The 17780-nt window shown below is 74.3% G+C and carries 13 protein-coding genes and 1 pseudogene; 7 read left to right on the top strand and 7 right to left on the bottom strand.

What is annotated here, in order from left to right:
• Positions 1 to 194: 194 nt before the first annotated feature.
• Positions 195 to 917 carry a maleylpyruvate isomerase family mycothiol-dependent enzyme gene (locus O1G21_RS37625; RefSeq protein WP_270150161.1) on the bottom strand — a complete coding sequence of 241 codons (723 nt, stop codon included), beginning with the start codon at positions 915 to 917 and terminating at the stop codon, positions 195 to 197.
• A 233-nt stretch (positions 918 to 1150) separates the two neighbouring features.
• On the opposite strand from O1G21_RS37625, the pseudogene O1G21_RS37630 reads away from it, so the two are divergent.
• A pseudogene (locus tag O1G21_RS37630) lies at positions 1151 to 1836 on the top strand (IS200/IS605 family accessory protein TnpB-related protein); the annotation flags it as partial.
• Between the two features lie 186 nt (positions 1837 to 2022).
• Here O1G21_RS37630 and O1G21_RS37635 read toward each other — a convergent pair.
• The 4 genes from O1G21_RS37635 to O1G21_RS37650 all read right to left on the bottom strand — a co-directional run bounded on the left by O1G21_RS37635 (position 2023) and on the right by O1G21_RS37650 (position 6356).
• On the bottom strand, positions 2023 to 2862 hold the full coding sequence (locus O1G21_RS37635; RefSeq protein WP_270150163.1) for a BPL-N domain-containing protein: 840 nt from the start codon (positions 2860 to 2862) through the stop codon (positions 2023 to 2025).
• 109 nt (positions 2863 to 2971) lie between these two features.
• Complete coding sequence (locus O1G21_RS37640; protein WP_270150164.1) at positions 2972 to 3553, bottom strand: hypothetical protein; 582 nt, start codon at positions 3551 to 3553, stop codon at positions 2972 to 2974.
• A gap of 257 nt (positions 3554 to 3810) precedes the next feature.
• Positions 3811 to 5037 carry an IS30 family transposase gene (locus O1G21_RS37645; protein WP_270146614.1) on the bottom strand — a complete coding sequence of 409 codons (1227 nt, stop codon included), beginning with the start codon at positions 5035 to 5037 and terminating at the stop codon, positions 3811 to 3813.
• 533 nt (positions 5038 to 5570) lie between these two features.
• Entirely contained in the window at positions 5571 to 6356 is a 786-nt protein-coding gene (locus tag O1G21_RS37650) for an NAD(P)-dependent oxidoreductase (RefSeq protein ID WP_270150166.1), read from the bottom strand.
• Between the two features lie 71 nt (positions 6357 to 6427).
• Here O1G21_RS37650 and O1G21_RS37655 point away from each other — a divergent pair, with 71 nt between their 5' ends.
• Positions 6428 to 7306, top strand: a complete 879-nt coding sequence (locus O1G21_RS37655) for a LysR family transcriptional regulator (RefSeq protein ID WP_270150168.1) — start codon at positions 6428 to 6430, stop codon at positions 7304 to 7306.
• A 66-nt stretch (positions 7307 to 7372) separates the two neighbouring features.
• Positions 7373 to 7933, top strand: coding sequence for a DinB family protein (locus O1G21_RS37660; protein ID WP_270150169.1), 561 nt, complete (start codon positions 7373 to 7375; stop codon positions 7931 to 7933).
• 196 nt (positions 7934 to 8129) lie between these two features.
• On the opposite strand, the gene O1G21_RS37665 is transcribed toward O1G21_RS37660, so the two are convergent.
• Positions 8130 to 8981, bottom strand: a complete 852-nt coding sequence (locus tag O1G21_RS37665) for an RNA-guided endonuclease InsQ/TnpB family protein (RefSeq protein ID WP_405000770.1) — start codon at positions 8979 to 8981, stop codon at positions 8130 to 8132.
• A 106-nt stretch (positions 8982 to 9087) separates the two neighbouring features.
• Here O1G21_RS37665 and O1G21_RS37670 point away from each other — a divergent pair, with 106 nt between their 5' ends.
• The 4 genes from O1G21_RS37670 to O1G21_RS37685 all read left to right on the top strand — a co-directional run bounded on the left by O1G21_RS37670 (position 9088) and on the right by O1G21_RS37685 (position 16311).
• Positions 9088 to 10008: a WD40 repeat domain-containing protein gene (locus O1G21_RS37670; RefSeq protein ID WP_270150170.1), complete on the top strand. Its 921-nt coding sequence runs from the start codon at positions 9088 to 9090 to the stop codon at positions 10006 to 10008.
• A gap of 200 nt (positions 10009 to 10208) precedes the next feature.
• A complete protein-coding gene (locus tag O1G21_RS37675) occupies positions 10209 to 11222 on the top strand; it encodes a hypothetical protein (protein WP_270150171.1) in 1014 nt (337 codons plus the stop codon).
• A gap of 1 nt (position 11223) precedes the next feature.
• Positions 11224 to 14829, top strand: a complete 3606-nt coding sequence (locus O1G21_RS37680; protein ID WP_270150172.1) for an OmpH family outer membrane protein — start codon at positions 11224 to 11226, stop codon at positions 14827 to 14829.
• A gap of 3 nt (positions 14830 to 14832) precedes the next feature.
• On the top strand, positions 14833 to 16311 hold the full coding sequence (locus O1G21_RS37685) for an SH3 domain-containing protein (protein ID WP_270150173.1): 1479 nt from the start codon (positions 14833 to 14835) through the stop codon (positions 16309 to 16311).
• Here O1G21_RS37685 and O1G21_RS37690 read toward each other — a convergent pair.
• Positions 16308 to 17657: a protein kinase domain-containing protein gene (locus O1G21_RS37690; RefSeq protein WP_270150175.1), complete on the bottom strand. Its 1350-nt coding sequence runs from the start codon at positions 17655 to 17657 to the stop codon at positions 16308 to 16310. The genes O1G21_RS37685 and O1G21_RS37690 overlap by 4 nt on opposite strands.
• Positions 17658 to 17780 lie beyond the last annotated feature (123 nt).

The raw sequence follows: 17780 nt of genomic DNA on the forward strand, positions 1-17780 counted from the left end.
ACCGTACGCCGTACGCGAGAGGCTCAACAAGCCCTGTCCTGCGATTACTTGGAATTGATGCACTAGTGCACTAGGGGGGGCGGGGGCGGCGCCGGGGCGTGGGGGAGGGCGTTTGCGCAGGCGGGCGGCCCGGCGGGGTGCGCCAGGGGTGCACTAGTGCGGGCGGCGGCGGTGCGGGAGCGAACGCGCGCGGGTCAGTACAGGAAGGGCGGCTCGGGCAGTCCCGGCCCGGGTGCCGGGGCGCGTCCCATCAGCCAGGCCAGCAGGACGTGCTGCGGGGCCCGGGCCAGCGGGGCCCGTGGGCCCGCCGCGCCGAGGTCGTGGGCCGCGCCGGTGTCGGTGGCGCGCAGCCGTACGGCGGGGGTGTCCGGGCGGGCGGCGAAGGCCGCCGCGACCCGGGCGAGCATGGCGCGGGTGAAGTCCGGCGGCCACTGGGCGGGGGTGAACCCGGCGTCCAGGTCCACGTGGTGCACCAGCACCTCGCACCGCCGCGCGTGCGCCGCCTGGGAGGCGGGCCGTTCCTGGCCGCGCATCCACCGCACCGGGTGCCGCCACGCGCCGGGCGGCATCCGCCGGTACTCGGCCTCGAAGGCGGCCGCGCTGGCGCGCAGGTCGGCCAGCAGCTCGGCGGCGCCGCGCCCGGCTCCCGCCTCGATCTCGGCCTCCCGTTCGGCCGGGCCCGGGTACTCCGGCGTGCGCACCCCGGTGCGGGCCCAGGTCAGCAGCCGCCGGCCGCCGTCCGCGTTGCGGGCCAGGTGGGTCAGCACGTGCCCGCGCGACCAGCCCGGCAGCAGCGAGGGCGCCCGTACGTCGGCGTCGCTCAGGCGGGCGGCGGTGCGCAGCAGGCGGTCGGTGGCGGCGCGGATGCGGGCCAGTTCGGCCGCCGGGTCGAAGGGTGGCTCCCGGTGTCCGTCCATGGGACGCAGGGTAGGGCGCCGGCGGCGGTGGGGGAACGGGGCCCGGGGTCCGGGGGCGAGGTGGGGGTCAGGGCGTCGGCGGGCTGGCGGGGCTTGGTGAACTGCTTGGGGTTGAGACCGTTTCAGGGCACATATGTGTTCATGGGTTTGTCTTCGATGCCGCTGTGTTGGATCGATGAGACGACAGTGTGGTGTGGGTGAGGGTGGTGGCTCTGACGGGGAGGAGGGATGACGTGACCGGGCCGAAGAAGACGCTCCGGCGGATCGACGGGCCGTTCGTCGCCCTCGCCCGTCGGGTGTGACGGTCCGGGAGCGTCTCAGGGGCCTCACGTCTGAGGACGGGAGGGTGCTGCGGCTGGTCGGCGGGCACCTGGGGGCTTTGGCGTCGAAGGACTTGAAGGCGCGCTGCGCGGACGGCGGTAAGGAGAGGTGGGCGGCGCGCAAGCGTGACCTGACCGTGGAGTCGTCGTCGTGCTGGGCCGGTTCGGTCACGAAGGCCACGCATGACCAGTGGGAACTGTCGCGTCGCGGGCAGGCCGCGCACCCGGATTCGCTGGAGGCGGGCATCCGGATGCCGCGCCACCGGCTGTCGCTGCCGGTCGGGCACAAGGGCAGCGGGCGGGTGCCCGGTGGTTACCGGTCCAGGCGGGAGTGGTTCGTCAAGTCCCGCAGGCTCGCGGCGCTGGAGGACGGGTAGGCGGCTGTCCGGGCCGATGGTGAGGCCGGTCGTGTGCGGGTGGTGCGCGGCGGGCGGAAGTTGCTGAACGCCCGGCACAACTTGGCGGCGGCGAACCTGACCGAGGCCCGGTGGCGGGAATGGTGGGAGGCGTCGCGCTGGTTCCTGTCCGCTGACGGTGAGTCGGGCACCCGGTCCGGCGACGGACGGCGCCGTCCCGCGAGGACCGGAGTGATCGTCGTGGGCATCGGACCGTCCGGGCAGGACCGGGTGTCCGGGGGCGTGGGGGAACCCGCCGCCCCGTCACGGACCGTGCACACGATGCACGTGCCCGGGCGGGGGCCATGAGAACGCGGGCGACCAGTCGGGCATCCACCACCGTTCGGGATGCACGCGGTGATCAGACCTGGGTCCAAGACCCACTTCTGATCAGTTGACTGAAACGGTGTGCAGCAGGTCCTCGCCGAGGGCCAGGCCGGTCGGCGACTCGTCCGGCAGGCCGTAGTCGCGGTACCACTCCGGTGGCGCCTCCGGGTGCGGGCCGCTGACCGCCACCCGCCCCGCGCCGTAGGAGGCGACCACGGCGGCGGCCCGGTCGTTGGTGTAGCGGGCCAGTACTTCCGTGCCCGGGCCGTTCACGTCGAAGTAGGGGCCGTCCTGGAAGTACATCCTCTTGGGCTGCCCGCGCCAGCTGACGTCGACCAGGTGGTCCCGCTCGTCGGTGACGGTGGCGTCCGGGGAGCTGATGTACTGGCCGGAGTCGCCGGGCAGGAGGCCGTAGCCCGGTTCCCGGCCCGCCAGGTAGGCGCCCATGCACAGGCCCAGGTAGTGCCCGCCGCCGCGCACGTAGGCGCGCACCAGCTCGGGGGAGAAGTCCGGGTCGCGCTGCAGCTCGCGCCACGCGGTGGACACCTCCTGCCCGTTGGTGCCGCCCGGCTGCACGTACAGCGCGGCGCCGGACAGCGCGTCCGGGCCGAAGCGGGTCCGCTCGGCGGGCCCGATGTAGCGCACCGCGAAGCCGTCGTGCTCCAGCATGTCGTGGGCCGCCTCCGGGCAGCCGTCGCAGGCCGCCGGGCCGCGGTAGACCAGGGCCAGCGGACGGCCGTCGGGATCCTGCGCGGCCTGGCCCGCCTGGTCGTCGGCCTCGTCGGCCTGGGCGGCCTGGGCGGCCTGGTCGCTGTTGCTGTCGGACGGGGGTGTATCGCACGCCGTCGCCACCAGCAGCACCGCGGCCAGTGCCAGTGCCGCGGCGGCCCGTCCAACCCTCATGACCTGCACTCCCGTCGCCCTCCCCGGCCCTGCTTCGTATGCGGTGACGACGCTACGTGGCGCCTGCCCCGGCGTGCACACCAGCCCCCCTGATCGGGTGAATTCCGGCTCAGCGGTTGACGGGTGCGGCGGGTTGGGGGCCGTGCTCGGGATGGCCCTCGGGCCGACGGGGCGGTCGCCCGGTGCCGCGGTGCGGGTGCCCGGTGCGGCCGGTAGCGCCGGGGACGGACCGGTGCGAGGGCCGGCAGCAGGGCCAGGCCGCCCGCCGCGCAGCGACAGGGCCCCGCCTGCACCGCCAGGGCCGTACGCAGCCGCGCCGTTGGTCGAAACGCGCGCAGAAGGACGTCAGGAGGAAACCGGCGGCCGCGCTGCTGACGCCCATCGCCGACCAGACCAGGCGGCCGGCGCCCGCGTCGCCCCGGGCGAGGTGCTGCACGCCGGTGTTGGTGGCGCCGAACAGCGCGCCCTGTAGCACCGTCACGGCCAGCAGCACCAGCAGCGAGCCGCGGCGCCACCGCCCGCAGGACGCCGTGGTGCGCGCCGCCGCCGGGGGAGCCGGCGGGGCCGGCGCGAACAGCGTGCCGAAGACCGCCATCAGTGCCGCGGCGCAGACCAGGCCCGCCGCCGGGGGCACCGCCCAGGCCGGCACCCCGGCCAGGGCGGGGCCGGCCACGAAGCTCGTCTCGTCCACCACGGTGTCGAACGCGAGCGCGGAGCCGACCAGTTCGGGGTCGTCGGGGCGGCGGCCGGCCGGGGCGTTCAGCGGGTCCGGGACAGCGGCCCGATCTGCGGCACCGTCAAGCCGTCGACCGCGCAGGCGGCCTGCGCGGGCACGGACAGCCGGGCCACCGCGGCCGGCACCACAGCGGCGGTCATCTGATACCTCCGTGGATACCCCCGGCTTCAGCCGGCGGTTTCTAGGGGTCGTTGCAACACGTGGTCGGTTGTCTAGGCCGCGATGAGTTTATGCAGGCGCTCGGCTGGGGTTTCCCAGCCGAGCGTTTTGCGTGGGCGGCCGTTGAGTTCGGCGGCAACGTGGACCAGGTCCTCTGGGGTGTGGGCGGACAGGTCGGTGCCCTTCGGGAAGTACTGCCGGAGCAGGCCGTTCGTGTTCTCGTTCGAGCCGCGCTGCCAGGGACTGGCCGGGTCGCAGAAGTAGACGGGGACGCCGGTGACGAGGGTGAACGAGCCGTGCGAGGCCATCTCGGAGCCCTGGTCCCAAGTCAGCGATCGCACCAGGTGAGCGGGCAAGGTCTGGACGGTGGCGACGAGGGCGTCGCGCACGTGTTCGGCGGTGCGGCCGTTCGGCAGGTGCAGGAGCATCACGTAGCGGGTGTGGCGCTCGACGAGGGTGCCGATGGCGGAGGCGTTGTCCTTGCCGAGGATCAGATCGCCTTCCCAGTGGCCGGGAACGGCTCGGTCCTCGACCTCGGCCGGGCGTTCGCTGATCATGACCATCGGGTCGATGAAGCGCGGCCTGCGGCAGTTGGCCTGGCGGTGGGGGACGCGGCGGGCGCGTCCGGTGCGCAGGGCGCCGGCCAGCTCGCGGCGCAGTTCGCCGCGGCCCTGGATGTAGAGGGCCTGGTAGACGGTTTCGTGGGCCACGTGCATCTCCGGCCGCTCGGGGAAGGTGTCCCGTAGAGCCTGGCAGATCTGTTCCGGGCTCCACTTCACGTCCAGGTGCTGCTGGATGAAGTCCCGCAGTTCCCGGTTGCGGGCGATCTTGGCGGGCTTGGGGCGTGGCCGGCGGGCGTCGGCGCGGGCCTGCGCGGCGTGGGGCCGGTAAGTGCCGCTGCCCGGGTGGCGGTTGCGCCGGATCTCGCGGCTGACCGTGGAGGGGCTGCGGCCCAGTTCGGCGGCGATCGCGCGGACGGTGGCTTTCTCCCGCAGCCGGTCGGCGATGTGGATGCGTTCGTCCTCGCGCAGGTACCGGGACGGCCCGGGTGGCGAGGGAGCGGCCGCCCGCGCGGATTGCGCGGGCGGCCTCGGCCTCTTCACGCGGCCCTCGGGCCGGCCGTGGCGCCACTCACGGCCGGTCCGCTCGTGAACTCCCACGAGCCGGGACGCCTCTGTGTTGCTGTAGCCCTGCTGCACGAGCCGGAAGTATTCCTCCCGCTCGACACGGAGCTTCCTGGGCCCCTGCGGCTTCCGGTCCCTACGGATCTCGAACTCCATCGCACACCTTGAGCTCGGGTGTTGCGACGACCGTTAGAACCCAAGGCCGGGGGCGGGGGTTCCCCCCGCTTGCGGGGGAGAAACGGTCCTCCTGCGGAGCAGGACAGGTGACGACGATTCGCCGTCAAGGCGGACCGTCGCCCAGTAGCCGCCCGTAGTCACCTCGGCACGGGCGGTAGCATCTCTGGTGCCCGATCGGCGAGAAGAGCCGGCCGGGCCTACCGCCGGGCTGGCGGGAAGTCAGGTCTGTGGAGCTGGTGTGAGACCGATGGGCGGTGCACCGTCCCTTCGCCGGCAACCCCAGGTCGGCAACCGGCCGTGAAGCAGAAGACCCGACCCGCGAGGGTTGGAATCCTCCGGCTCCAGCCGGAGGAGGATGTCACCGTACGCCGTGCGGGCCCGACCATCGGCGCCGGCCACCAAGCCGCCCGCCGCACCCCGCTCGAGGGCTGGACGTTCCTCCTCGGCGTTCCTCCCAGCGGGCCCGGATCCTCCCGGCGGGCCCGGTCGGCCCGCGCAGGCCGGTCGGCCCGCTAACCCACCCGCGGCGCCCCCACCACCGCCGACAGGTCCCGCTCCGCGATCGACGGGTCCGCCAGCAGCACCTGCCGGGCCGCCGACAGCAGGGGGCGCTCGCCCGCCAGGGCGAGGTCCTTGGCGGCCAGCCGTACCGGGAAGTCCGAGGTCGTGGTGCGCGCCCGGGCCACCACCCCCGCGAGCGGACCGCTCGACAGCACCTCCAGCGCCGCCTCCTGCGCCACGCCCAACTCCCCTGCCACCGACAGTACTTCGGCGAGTACGGCGACCGAGGCGACGATCCCGCCGATCACCACGACCTTCAGTGCCGCTCCCGCGCCCGGGCCGCCGCAGCGCCGCACCCGGCCCAGGTGGGAAAGGAGGGGCTCGGCGCGGTCCAGGTCGGCGTCCTCGCCGCCCGCGTAGACGCCCAGCTCGCCGGCGGCCGCCGGGCCGACACTGCCGACCACCGGGGCGTCCACCAGGGCGACGCCGTGCGGCAGTCGGGCGCGCAGGCCGGCGACGGCGCGCGGGCCGATCGAGGACATGTCGATCCACAGCGTGCCCGGGGCCAGATCGGGCGTGAACTGCCCGGCGACCTCGGCCACGGCCTGCGGATCGGACAGCATGGTGACGACGATGCCGGCCCCGGCGACGGCCTCGGCCGGGCTCGCGGCCTCGGTGAGGCCCTCGGCGCGGCCCGGGGAACGGTTCCAGACGGTCAGCGGGTAGCCGGCGGCGGCGAGGCGACGGGCCATCGGCCGCCCCATCCGGCCCAGGCCCAGAAAGGCGATCTTTTCCATGGCCGCCACGCTAGGCAGCCCCGATCCAGGCGACAAGCGAATGTCCGGCATGGTAGTCATGCGGAATGGACATGGCTTGGCTGGACGTCTTCCGCACCGTCGCACACCTGGGCTCCTTCACCGCCGCGGGCGAGCGGCTCGGCTACACCCAGTCCGCGATCTCCCGCCAGATCGCCACCCTGGAAGCCGAGTTGGGCACCCCGCTGTTCGACCGCCTGGCCCGCGGGGTGCGGCTGACCGAGCACGGACGCACCCTGCTCCCGCACGCCGAAGCCCTGCTGGAGCGCCTCGACACCACCCGCCGCGACCTCGTCGCCCTGACCGAACTGGGCGCCGGACGCCTGCGGATGGGCGCCTTCGACAGCGCCAACGCCGAACTCGTCCCCAGCGCCCTCGCCGCCTTCCGCGCCGCCCACCCACAGGTGGAGACCACCCTCACCGAAGGACTCACCGCCGCCCTGCTGGAGCGGCTCGCCGACGGCACGATCGACCTCGCCGTCGTCGCCGACTACTCCCAGGACGCCTACGACACCGAACAGTTCGACCTGCAGCCGCTGCTGGAGGACCCGGTCCTGGTCGCCCTACCCCGCGACCACCGCCTCGCCGACCGCCGCCGCCTGCGGCTGGCCGAACTCGCCGACGAGCCCTGGATCGCCGCCAGCCGCCACCCCGAGTCCACCCTCCTCGCGGCCTGCGTCCGCAGCGGCTTCCAGCCCCGCATCGAGTACGCCGTCGGCGCCTGGACCGCCAAACTCGGCCTGGTCGCCGCCGGACTGGGCCCCACCCTCATCCCCTCCCTCGCCGCCCGCCACCCCGGCATCACCCTGATCCCGCTCCACCCCCAGGACACCCCCGTCCGCCACGTCTGCACCGCCACCCGCAAGGGCCGGCGCCTCGCACCCGCCGTGGCCGCCTTCACCCCCTTCCTGCAGGCGGCGGCAGGCAGCTGACCGAGCCGGGGGAGGGGGCACAAAACCCTTTGACGGCAACGGGAGGCGGCGGGCGAGCATGCCGGTATGAACGAGCGACCCGAGCGATGGACCCAGGCAAGCGTCCACCCCGACATGTGGGCCGACCCGGACCAGGACCCGCGCAACAGCGAAGGACCCTCCCCGGACGGCGAACCGGCCACCCTCGCCGACTACCTGACCAACTACCGCCTCACCCTGCGGATGAAGTGCGAAGGCCTGGACGCCGAGCAGCTGGCCCGCCGCTCGGTGCCGCCCTCGACGATGTCACTGCTCGGGCTGGTGCGCCACCTCGCGCAGGTGGAACGCGGCTGGCGCAACTGGATCACCGACGGTCAGCCGCTGCCCAAGCTGTACGGCGCACGGGACGCGGACTTCGACGGCGCGGTCGCCGACCCCGCCGCCGTCGAGGCCGCCTGGCAGGACCTGGAACGCGAACAGGCCGCACTGGACGCCGAGTTGGCCGCCCACCCGGACCTGGGGGAGCGGCTCGGCAAGCAGCGGATCGCGGTGCGGGAACTGCAACTGCACCGCATCGAGGAGTACGCCCGCCACTGCGGCCACGCCGACCTGCTGCGCGAGTGCGTGGACGGCCGGGTGGGCCAGTGAGGGAGGGCGGCCGGGTCGGCGGGCACCCCGACCGCCTCCCGGCCCTCAGCAGGTCACATCGGCCACCGGCAGGGCGCCGGTCGACAGGTAGCGGCGGGCAACACGGCGCCCACCGTCAACTTGACCCGGCCCTGAAGGACCGGGCTTGTGGGTAGGGCGCGGCTGGCTGTCGCGTGGCCTCCCACGTCTGTGCCACCTAGGTTGCGGTGGCTGGGACGCGTGACTCACGCCCCGCGATCCACACGACCTCGCCCTTGCAGGCGATGTTGCGGGACGCGTTGATATCCGCGTGCATGGCGCTCCCGCAGGAGCGGCACGCGAACGTTGCCTGGTCGACGCGGTTCTTCCGGTCGATGTGGTGGCACTGGGAGCATCGCCGGCTGGTGTACGCCGGGTCGACGTACACCAGCGGCACCCCGGCCCGGCGCGCCTTGTACGCGATGTACTGGCCGAGCTGGTGGAAGCTCCACGAGTGCACAGTGGTCCGCTGGTCCTTGCGGAGCCGTACCCGGTCGCGGATGCCCGTGAGGTCTTCCAGGGCAATTCCGTGGCCGGTGCGTTCAGCGGTGGTGACGATGGTCTTGGCGACGATGTGGTTGACGTTGGCGGCGTGCCGGGCTTCCTTGCGGGCCCGCTTCTTGAGGAGGCGCTTGGCGGACTTGGTGCCCTTGGCCTGGAGCTTCTTGCGCAGGTCGAGTTGGCGTTTGCGGTGCCGGTTCAGGCCGCGCCCGGCCGCCCGGTACCCGGTGCTGGTGGTGGCGATGTTGGCGATGCCGAGGTGCTCGACGGGCCGGGGCGGGCCGGTTGTGGAACGGTGGAAGACCGGGGGTCCTGGCTGCGAAAGCCGCGAGAGGAGTCGCCATGTCGTCCAAGCGCCGCCGCAAGAAGAAGGCCCGGGCCAGGCGCGGGGCCAACCACGGCCGCCGCCCCCAGAGCTGAGCGGCTGAGCCGCCGACCCCCGGGGCCGTCCCCGACCTCCCCGCCCACGGGAGCCCGCACCCGGCCCCGGGAACGGCGGGCCCCCTGCCCCGCGCCGGAGCGCCGACATGCCAGGTAACACGACCCCGCCGCCGGGCCCACCCCCGGGCCCGCCGCCCGGCCCGCCACCGGGCCCACCGCCCGGCCCGCCACCGGGCCCGCCGCCCGAGGCGACCGTGCTGACCGGCCACACGGCGGCGGTGACCTGCCTCGCCCTCTCCCGCGACGGACGCCTGCTGCTGTCCGGCAGCGAGGACCACACGCTGCGGCTGTGGGAGCTGGAAACCGGGACGCAACTACGGCACTGGACCGCGCACGAGGACGGCGTGCAGTGCGCGGCCCTGTCCCCGGACGGCCGCCTCGCGGTGTCCGGCGGCGTCTGGGGCCCGGCCATCCTGTGGGACACCGGCACCGGAACCGAACTGCGCCGCCTCGCCGGGCAGCAGCAGGGCTGCCTCGCCGCGGTCTTCTCCCCCGAGGGACGCCTGGTGGCGACCGGCTGCGGGGACCACACCGTACGCTGCTGGGACCCGGCCACCGGCCAGGAGCTGCGCCGCTTGACGGGACACACCGCGGACGTCACCGCCGTCGCGTTCTCCCCGGACCGCCGACAACTGCTGTCCGGCTGCGCCCAGTACGACCCCGGCGCCGACCAGGTGCGGCTGTGGGACCTGGACGGCGGCACGGAACTGCGCCGCTTCGGCGAGGAGCTGTTCGCGGTCACCGCCGTCGGCTTCGCCGTCCACGGCGCCCTGCTCGTCGCCACCACCATGGACGGCCTGCTGCACGTGTGGGACCCGGTCACCGGCGCCCAGACGGGCCGTTTCGAGGTCGGGACGGGCAACCTGCGCTGCCTGGCGGTGGCCCCGGACGGCCGACGGCTGCTGACCGGCAGCGGCACCGACCACTACGACGCCGACCTGCTCGCCACCCTCGGCGTCGACAACCGGGTCCGCCTGGTCGACCCGGGCGACGGCCGGGAACTGGCCCGCTACGAGGGCCACACCGGCAACGTCAACGCCCTCGCCTTCATTCCGGACGGCCGACGCGCGCTCTCGGCGAGCGCGGACCGCACCATCCGCCTGTGGGAGCTCTGACTGACCCCGCGCCGCCGGCCGCCCCGCGCCACCGATGGCCCCGCGCCACCGACACCCCGCGCCACCGACGCTCCGCGCCACCAACCGCCCCGCGTCAACGGTTGCCCTCGGTCACGCGCCGGTGGAATCGTGGCAGGAGAAGGTCGGATCGGAACCCCGAAATGCCAGGGCGGGCCCGAGGAGAGCAGCACACCTCGACCGTGGGCAGTCCAGTGGTCCGGGCCCCCGCCGGGCCCGGTGGGCGAGGTGTCGCGGCGCTGTGCGCGATTCTCGGACTCCTGCCCGTCACCCCCGTCCTGGCCTGGGCGTACGCACTGGCCCCGTTCGCCCTCTGGTTCTGGTGCCTCACCGTGCCGAGCCTGGCACTGCTCACCGCCCTCGGCGCGTGGAGCGCCCGCCGCCCGCACCGGCTGCGCCTGCACCGCGCCCTGGTGGCCGGGACGGTCGGCGGCCTGATCGGCACCCTCGGTTACGACCTGGTCCGGGTGCCGTTCGCGCTGGTCGGCCTGCGGCTCTTCGCCCCGATCGACACCTACGGCGTGCTCGCCCTCGGGGCGGCCTCCTCCAGCCCGCGCACCGGGCTGCTCGGCTGGGCGTTCCACTTCTCCAACGGCATCGGCTTCGGCATCAGCTACGCCGTCATCGCCTCCGGCCGACGCTGGCAGTGGGCCCTGGCCTGGGGCCTGATGATCGAGACCCTGGTGGTGGCCTCGCCCGTCGCGGGCGTCTACGCCCTGCGCGGCCCGGCGCTGATCGCCATCGCCTACGCCGGGCACCTGGCCTACGGAGCACCGCTGGGCCTGCTGGCCGCCGACCCCGCACGCACCGCGCGCCGGCTGCGCGAGATCGGCCCGCACCCCACCGCCTGCGCGCTGCTGACCGTCCTGCTGGTCCTGGCGCTCTGGCAGCGCCCGTTCACCACCCCGGCACCCGTACGGGCCGGAGAGCGGGTCGCCCCCGGCCCCAGCGCCCTGGTCCTGGACGCACGCTTCCACCCCCAGTACCTGCGGGTGCCCGCACACGGCTGCGTGAGCCTGCACAACGGCGACACGGTGCCGTACACCCTGCCCGCCGCCGTCGCCTCCCCCCGACTGGAGGCCGGGCGCACCACCACGGCCTGCTTCGCCTCCGCGGGCAACGCCGTGCTACGGGTGCGCACCTCCGCCCAGCCGTACGCGGGCGGCTTCGTGATCGTGGACCGGACGGAACGCTGAGATGACCACCACCACGGCCCCGCAGAGCGTCCCCACCATCGGCGACGTCGCCCGGCAGCTGCCCGGGTGGCTGCGCGAACACCTGTGGTCCGCCGTGACCGGGGCGGTGGTCGGCGGCGTGATCGGCTACGTCGTGAACGTCTTCCTGATCGCCGTGCGCTACGGCGGCTGGCGCAAGGTGCCGCACGGGGCGCCGGCCACCTCTCACGGCAACTTCTTCCAGGGCGCGCTGTTCTGGGGCCTGCTCACCACCGTGCTGTTCGGCGTGTTCGGCTACTGGCACGCGGTGGGCACCACCCGCTTCCTGGCCGACCTGCGCGCCCTGCCGAGCACACTGGCCGCCATGGTCCGGGGCGACCGCGCGGCCGGCGTCCACCTGCTGTGGGGCGCGGCCATCGCACTGCTGGCCGCCCAGATCATCGCGCCCGCGGCCGGGGCGGTGCTCGCCCTCGGCGTGCTCGCGGGCGCACCGACCGTGCTCGGCAGCATCGTGTCGACGTTCCTGCGCCGGATCTGGTCGGCACTGGTCAAGCAGATCGCCCCGACCCGCCACCACCGCGTCACCGGCGTCACCGGGATGACGGTGGGCCTGCTGGGTTCCGCCGCCTCGCTGATCGTCGCCTCGTTCGTCACCGACGGCCCGGTCAAGTACGCCCTGGCCGCAGCCCTCGCGCTGGCCGCCGTCCTGATCTCCGTCACCGGCGCGCGTCCGCCCGCCACCGCCTGCGTGGTGCTGCTCGTCGGCGCCGTGCTGGCCTGGCACGGGCTCACCGACGCCGTCCCGGCCCACGCCGACGACGGGGGACCGCTCGAATGCAAGCTCCGGGGCGAGCCCTGGCTGACCTGCACCGGCACCAGTACGGTGCTGCGCTACGCCGCGGCCGGGGCGGCCGCGGCCGGCGCGGGCGGGATCCTGGGCTCCTACCTCGGACACCTCGCCGGCGCCCTGGCCGGCCCACCGGGCACCCTCGGACCGGACACCGGCGGACCGGGCGACGGCGGCGAGCCGCCCTGGCAGCCGCAGCCCGGCACGCCGCCCGGCGACCGCCAGGCCATCAACAACTGGATCCAGGGGCTGCTGGACGACCCGGCCTTCCAGCGCTGGCGCGCCACCCACCCCGGCTTCACCGATCCGCCCACCGACGCCGAGTTCAACCAGTACCTCAACTGGCGCCACGCGCAGGGGATGGCGGACCCGGCCCTGACCCTGCCCAGCGCATCGGCGGACTTCCCGGTGGACGCCGGAGTGCTCCCGGCCCTGCCGCCGCCGGACGAACCGATACCACCGCTGCCGGTCCTGCCCGCCCTGCCGCCCGGCCCCCAGCCGCTGGACGAAGGCCCCAGCGGGGACGCCCGGGGCATACCCGACCAGCCCCCTTCCCCGCCCGACCAGCCCCCCGCCCCCGCGCCGCCGCCCGCGCCCGACCCGGCCCAGGCGATCCGCGACCGGCTCCGGGCGCTCAGCGACGCCAACTACTACGACCCCGACCCCGACAACAACCCGACGCACTACTGGCAGCGGCTGCACGACCTGCAAGACGACGTCGACCCGGCCAAGGGCCTCACCCCCGACCAGCTGAAGACCCTCACGGACCTGGAGAAGAACCTCCAGGACGCCAACACCAAGGGACTGGAAGCCCGGGAGGCGGTCCGCGACGCCGGCATGGACCAGCTCAAAGCCGCCAGCGCCCAGCGGGACAAGGACTACACCGACTACCTCCACCAGCTGGACGCGACCGAGGCCCGCGAGAACTACCTCAGCAACCTGATCGACCACCTGCCGCCCGGCCAGTTCGAGATGGCCAACCGGGTGCTGCAGCAGATCGAGAACGGCACCCCGGGCGCCGACACCGCCGGTGCGTTGCGGCAGATGACCAACGCCCTGCTCACCCAGGCCCAGGGCCGCAACGAATCCGATGCGGCCGCCGCCGAACTGGACTCGATCGCGGCCCAGGAACACGAGGCAGCCGCCGTCGGCTGGCAGCACGCCGCCATCGCCGCCGAGATGGTGCTGGCCCCGTTCGCCGTGCCGCTGACCGCCGCCGGCGCCGCCCAGCTCGGGGCGTTCATGGTCGGACGCAACGCCGTCCAGGGCTTCGGCGTCGGCTACGAGGAGGGCGGCCTCGGCAAGGCCCTGCTCGGCGCCGCCAACGCCGTGCTGCCGATCAACACCCTCCAGGCCGCCTACCAGGCCACCATCGGCCAGGTCATCGACCCCAACAGCCCCGCCCCCCAGGCCGGCCGCGGCACGATCGCGCTCGCCATGGTCCAGGACCTCGGCAACGCCGTCGGACTGCACTCGCTCGGCATCAACAACATCGGCCCCGCGGCCACCGACGCCGTCAAGGAGACCTCCACCCTGAGCGCGCTGCACGGCGGCCAGCCACCCCCCGGCCCGGTCCCCACCGCCACCGCCGCCACCGACGCCGCCTACCGCGCCGAACAGGCCGCCGGACAGAAAGCCGCGGACGAGTTCCAGCGGATGGCCGGCGACCTGCGCGCCCTCAAAGCACAGGGCGCGAGCGCGGACGAGATCGCCGCGGCGCAGAAGGCACTCCAGCAGAAGGCCATCGCGATCAACTCCGACTACCAGGCCAAGGCCACCCTGAAGACCGTCCCCAAGGAAATCCAGAAGGAATACGCCGACGCCCTCAACCCGGTCCTGACGAAGGCCCAGCAGGACACCGTCGCAGCCCTCAACGCCCAGGGCTACACCAGAGGCGGACGGCCCCTCACCAGCGGCGACCTGATCGACCTGCGCAACGCCAAGAGCATGGGCACCGTCGGGATGGACCGCGACCTGGCCCTCAACCAGATGGCCTACCGCCAGACCCTCGCCCAGCTGGAGAAGGCCCCGCCCACCTCCCTGCGGGCCGACGACCTGCTGGAGGAGCTCAAACAGTTCAAGGGCACCTCCCAACTGGAGCACAACGGCGTGCCGGTGAGCCCGTCCAAGGCCAACGACGACTTCCAGGCCGCCTACAAGAAGGCGTACTCCGACGCCACCGGCGGCCAGGACGCCGACAAGGCACTGCAGTCCGTGACCCAGAGCAAGCACCCGGAGGCCTACCAAGACCTGCCCGTGCTCAAGAACGACGCCCTCGGCTACCCGCCCGACCCCAAGTGGGCCGCCCAGACCGGATCGGTGACCACCTACAAGACGTACATGAACCCCAAGGAACTGAGCCCCGGCAGCGCCCTGCAGGAGACCGCCCGGGGCGTGGAAAAGGACATCAAGACCAAGCTCGAACCGATGATGTACTACTACCAGGGCGCGGACCCCGCCGCCTACCAGCGGGTCCTGGACATGAAGTCCTTCCTGGGCGACTGCGGCAAGGGCGTCTACACCCCCACGCAGATGGAGATGCTCTCCCGGCAGAAGTTCGGCACCTCCATCAACGGCCTGGCCCAGCAGGTCGATTCGAACCTGTCGGCCTTCGTCCAGGGACACGGCGCGCTGCAACCGGCCTTCCGCACGCTGCCCGGCCCCGGCCCGGGCGACCTCGGCGGCCACCTCGCGCAGGCGGCCGGCGGGCAGGCCGGCAACGTCGCCAAGGGCATCGCCTCGGGCCAGGCGCCCGCGGACGAACCGGCAAAAGGAACGTGAGCCATGGACACCGAAGCCACCGTTGCGACGACACCCGACACCCCCTCGCCGGGCGGCCTGGCCCGCACCATCCGCCTCAGCCGGGCCGAATTCGCCCCGCTGGCACGGCATCTGGACCTTCCCGAGCCCAGCCCGCTGTCACCACTGACCGACCTGTGCGCCCCGGCCCCGCACCCGGACGCGGACCCGGACGCGACCGGACCGGTCCGGGAAGCCGACGAACTGCTCCGGGAGTTCACCGGGCTGCCCCCCGCCGTCGTACGGATGGCACTGCTCCCGCTCGCCGTCCCCGACCGCGTCGTGGACGCCCGCAGCGCCCTGTTCAACAGCGCCCCCACCCAGTGCCGGCTCTACGCCTCCCACCGCTGCGAGTCCGTCTTCGTCGGCCTGCGGCCCCGGTTGGACGGGGAGTACGAGCTGCTCGCCCCGTTCGCGTCGCAGGACCTCGCCTGGTGGGTGCAGCTCCAGGTGCAGTTCTCCAGCGGCCAGCCGATGCCGCTGCCGCAGGAGGAACTGACCGCCGAGCAACTGGCCTTCCTGCTGGTACTGGTCGACGCCTACAAGACCGTCTTCTTCCGCTCCTTCGCCGCACGGCGCACCGAGCCGCAGCCGGTCACCGTCAGCGTCACGGACCTCCTGGAAGCCCAGCAGGACGCCCTGCGGGTGGCCGACCGCCGCTGGATCAGCCACGCCGTCGCCGAACTGTTCGCCGCCCAGCTGCACCCCGCAGGCCGCTGCGGCGTGACCCTGCCGCCGGTCACCGCCGCCGTCGCCGAACGGGAGCTGCGCCGCTACGAGGAGGCCGGATACCTCGAACGGGCCGGAGCCGGCGATCCGCCGGCCTACGAGCCCGGGCTCACCCTGGCGACCTTCGCGGGCACCCTGTTCACCTGGATCAGCCTGCTCGCCCTGCACGACGTCCAGGTGGTCGGCCACGAGGGGGGCCGGCCCGTCGCGCAGGAGGACATGGTGCTGTTCGTGGTGACCGAGCCGACCGTGTGGGCCCTGGTCAGCCAGGGCCTCACCCGGGCCCGCGAGGACTGGTTGGCCGTCCGCTTCGGGCTGCGGGCACTGGGCGTCGTGGAGGCCTGCAACCTGGCCGACGAGTTCCTGCGGCCGATCCCGGAGCTGACGCTGCCCGAGGAGGTCTACCGCCCGCAGCCGGGACCGGAGCCGCAGCCGCAGCCGGAGCCGGTGACGGTGGTGGTCCCGGCGCAGGGGAGCGAACCGCTCAGCCGCCCGCCCGCGCCCCCGGCCCCCGGCCCGCCCGCCGGGCCCGCCTTCCGGCCCACCCACCGCGTCCCCTCCGGCGGCATGTCCGCCTGGACCGCGCCCGACCCGTCGCTCCAGGCCGTCACCAGGATCGACGCCAGGGTGGAACTGGAGATCCTGGAACGGGCCGGGGACTGGGCGCACATCGTCTGCGCCAACGGCTGGTCGGCCTGGGTGGACGGGCGCCGGATCGAGGAGCTCCGACCCTAAGGGATCGTCAGGGTGTTCAGCGCCGTGGTCAGGACCGGCTGGTAGGAGGCCCAGTCGGCGTCGGGGGTGGACAGGTAGACGGTGTACTCGGTGCCGTTCGGGGCGAGGAAGGACTGGGCGCCCAGATGGGAGGGGCCGAAGGTGAACTCCCAGTAGGCGCCGGGGTTGCCCTGGAAGGTGTTGGCGCGCAGGTCGATCCGGGTGTAGCCGCCCTGCTGGGTGAGCGACTGCTCGATCTGGCGGAAGCCGTCGATCGGGGCCTGGCCGGAAGGGTTGGGGATCAGGGTGAAGCGCAGCACGTGGCCGCCGTTGTCCGGCGAGTAGTCGCCGGCGCCCATGCCGTTGTCGGTGCGCGTCCAGCCGGTGGGCAGCGCGAAGCTGAAGCCCGCCGGGTCGTCGGTGCGCACGTAGCCGGAGGGCACCGCGGGCGCGGGGGTCTGCGGCGGGGTGGTGGGTGCCTGGGGCGTCGGGGTCGCGGGCGTGGGTGTCGGGGTCGCGGGCGTCGGGGTCGCGGGCGTGGGCGTGGGTGTCGGGGTCGCGGGCGTGGGTGTCGGGGTCGCGGGCGTGGGCGTTTCGGGTGTCGGGGTTGTGGGCGTGGGTGTTTCGGGTGTCGGGGTCGCGGGCGTGGGTGTTTCGGGTGTCGGGGTCGCGGGTGTCGCCGGGGCGGTGGCCGACGGCGGTGTGACCGGGGCCGTGACGCTCGGCCGGTGGTGGGTGCCGCGGCCGGCCAGCAGGAAGACCAGCCCGCCGACCAGCGCCAGCGCGAGGACCACCACCGTGATCACCACCCCGGGCCGGCGCGCCGCCGCAGCCCGCCCGCCCGCGGCCGCCGGTGCCGTGGCGGGCTCCCGGCCCGGCAGGGCCGCGGCCGTCGCCGGGCCGACCGTGAAGCCCGCCGCGACCCGGTCCAGCATGTGCCCGGTCCACTCCGCACCCGGCCGCTGCGCCGGGTCCGCGCGCAGCAGCGAGGCGATGACCGGCGCGAGCGGACCGGCGCGAGGCGCCTCGGCCGGTTGCCCCGCCTCCGGGGCCCGCCCCTCCACGGCCGCGTGGAGCGTGGCGCCCAGCGACCACAGGTCCGCCTCGGGACCGGGCGGACGGCCCTGGGCCCGCTCGGGCGCCCGGTACGCGGGGGAGCCCTCGAACGGCGCGGGCCCGAACGCGGCGAGTTCCGCCCGCCCCCGCTCCAGCACCACCCGGCCCGGCTCGACGCCCCCGTGCACCAGCCCCGAGCGGTGCCCTTGGACCAGCGCGGCCAGGACCTGGGCGCCGACCCGGGCCGCCTCGCGCGGCGCCAGCGGCCCGTCGGCGGCGATCACCTCGGCAAGAGTCCGCCCACCGCCCATCGCTGCGCTCCCACCGTGCCTCGGCCCCCACGGTCAGTCTCCCGCCGGACCCCGGCGGCGGCCATCGGTCAGGCGCGGGTGGGGTCAGGCGCGTCCGCGTGCGGCGGGGCCGCCGCGCCCCGC

Origin of the sequence: Kitasatospora cathayae, assembly GCF_027627435.1 — a bacterium.
Taxonomy (GTDB): Bacteria; Actinomycetota; Actinomycetes; order Streptomycetales; family Streptomycetaceae; genus Kitasatospora; species Kitasatospora cathayae.

Coding starts and splice junctions, on each gene's coding strand:
- O1G21_RS37625 (WP_270150161.1), bottom strand. CDS start 917: ATGGACGGACACCGGGAGCCACCCTTCGACCCGGCGGCCGAACTGGCC.
- O1G21_RS37635 (WP_270150163.1), bottom strand. CDS start 2,862: ATGAGGGTTGGACGGGCCGCCGCGGCACTGGCACTGGCCGCGGTGCTG.
- O1G21_RS37645 (WP_270146614.1), bottom strand. CDS start 5,037: ATGGAGTTCGAGATCCGTAGGGACCGGAAGCCGCAGGGGCCCAGGAAG.
- O1G21_RS37650 (WP_270150166.1), bottom strand. CDS start 6,356: ATGGAAAAGATCGCCTTTCTGGGCCTGGGCCGGATGGGGCGGCCGATG.
- O1G21_RS37655 (WP_270150168.1), top strand. CDS start 6,428: ATGGCTTGGCTGGACGTCTTCCGCACCGTCGCACACCTGGGCTCCTTC.
- O1G21_RS37660 (WP_270150169.1), top strand. CDS start 7,373: ATGAACGAGCGACCCGAGCGATGGACCCAGGCAAGCGTCCACCCCGAC.
- O1G21_RS37665 (WP_405000770.1), bottom strand. CDS start 8,981: ATGTCGGCGCTCCGGCGCGGGGCAGGGGGCCCGCCGTTCCCGGGGCCG.
- O1G21_RS37680 (WP_270150172.1), top strand. CDS start 11,224: ATGACCACCACCACGGCCCCGCAGAGCGTCCCCACCATCGGCGACGTC.
- O1G21_RS37685 (WP_270150173.1), top strand. CDS start 14,833: ATGGACACCGAAGCCACCGTTGCGACGACACCCGACACCCCCTCGCCG.
- O1G21_RS37690 (WP_270150175.1), bottom strand. CDS start 17,657: ATGGGCGGTGGGCGGACTCTTGCCGAGGTGATCGCCGCCGACGGGCCG.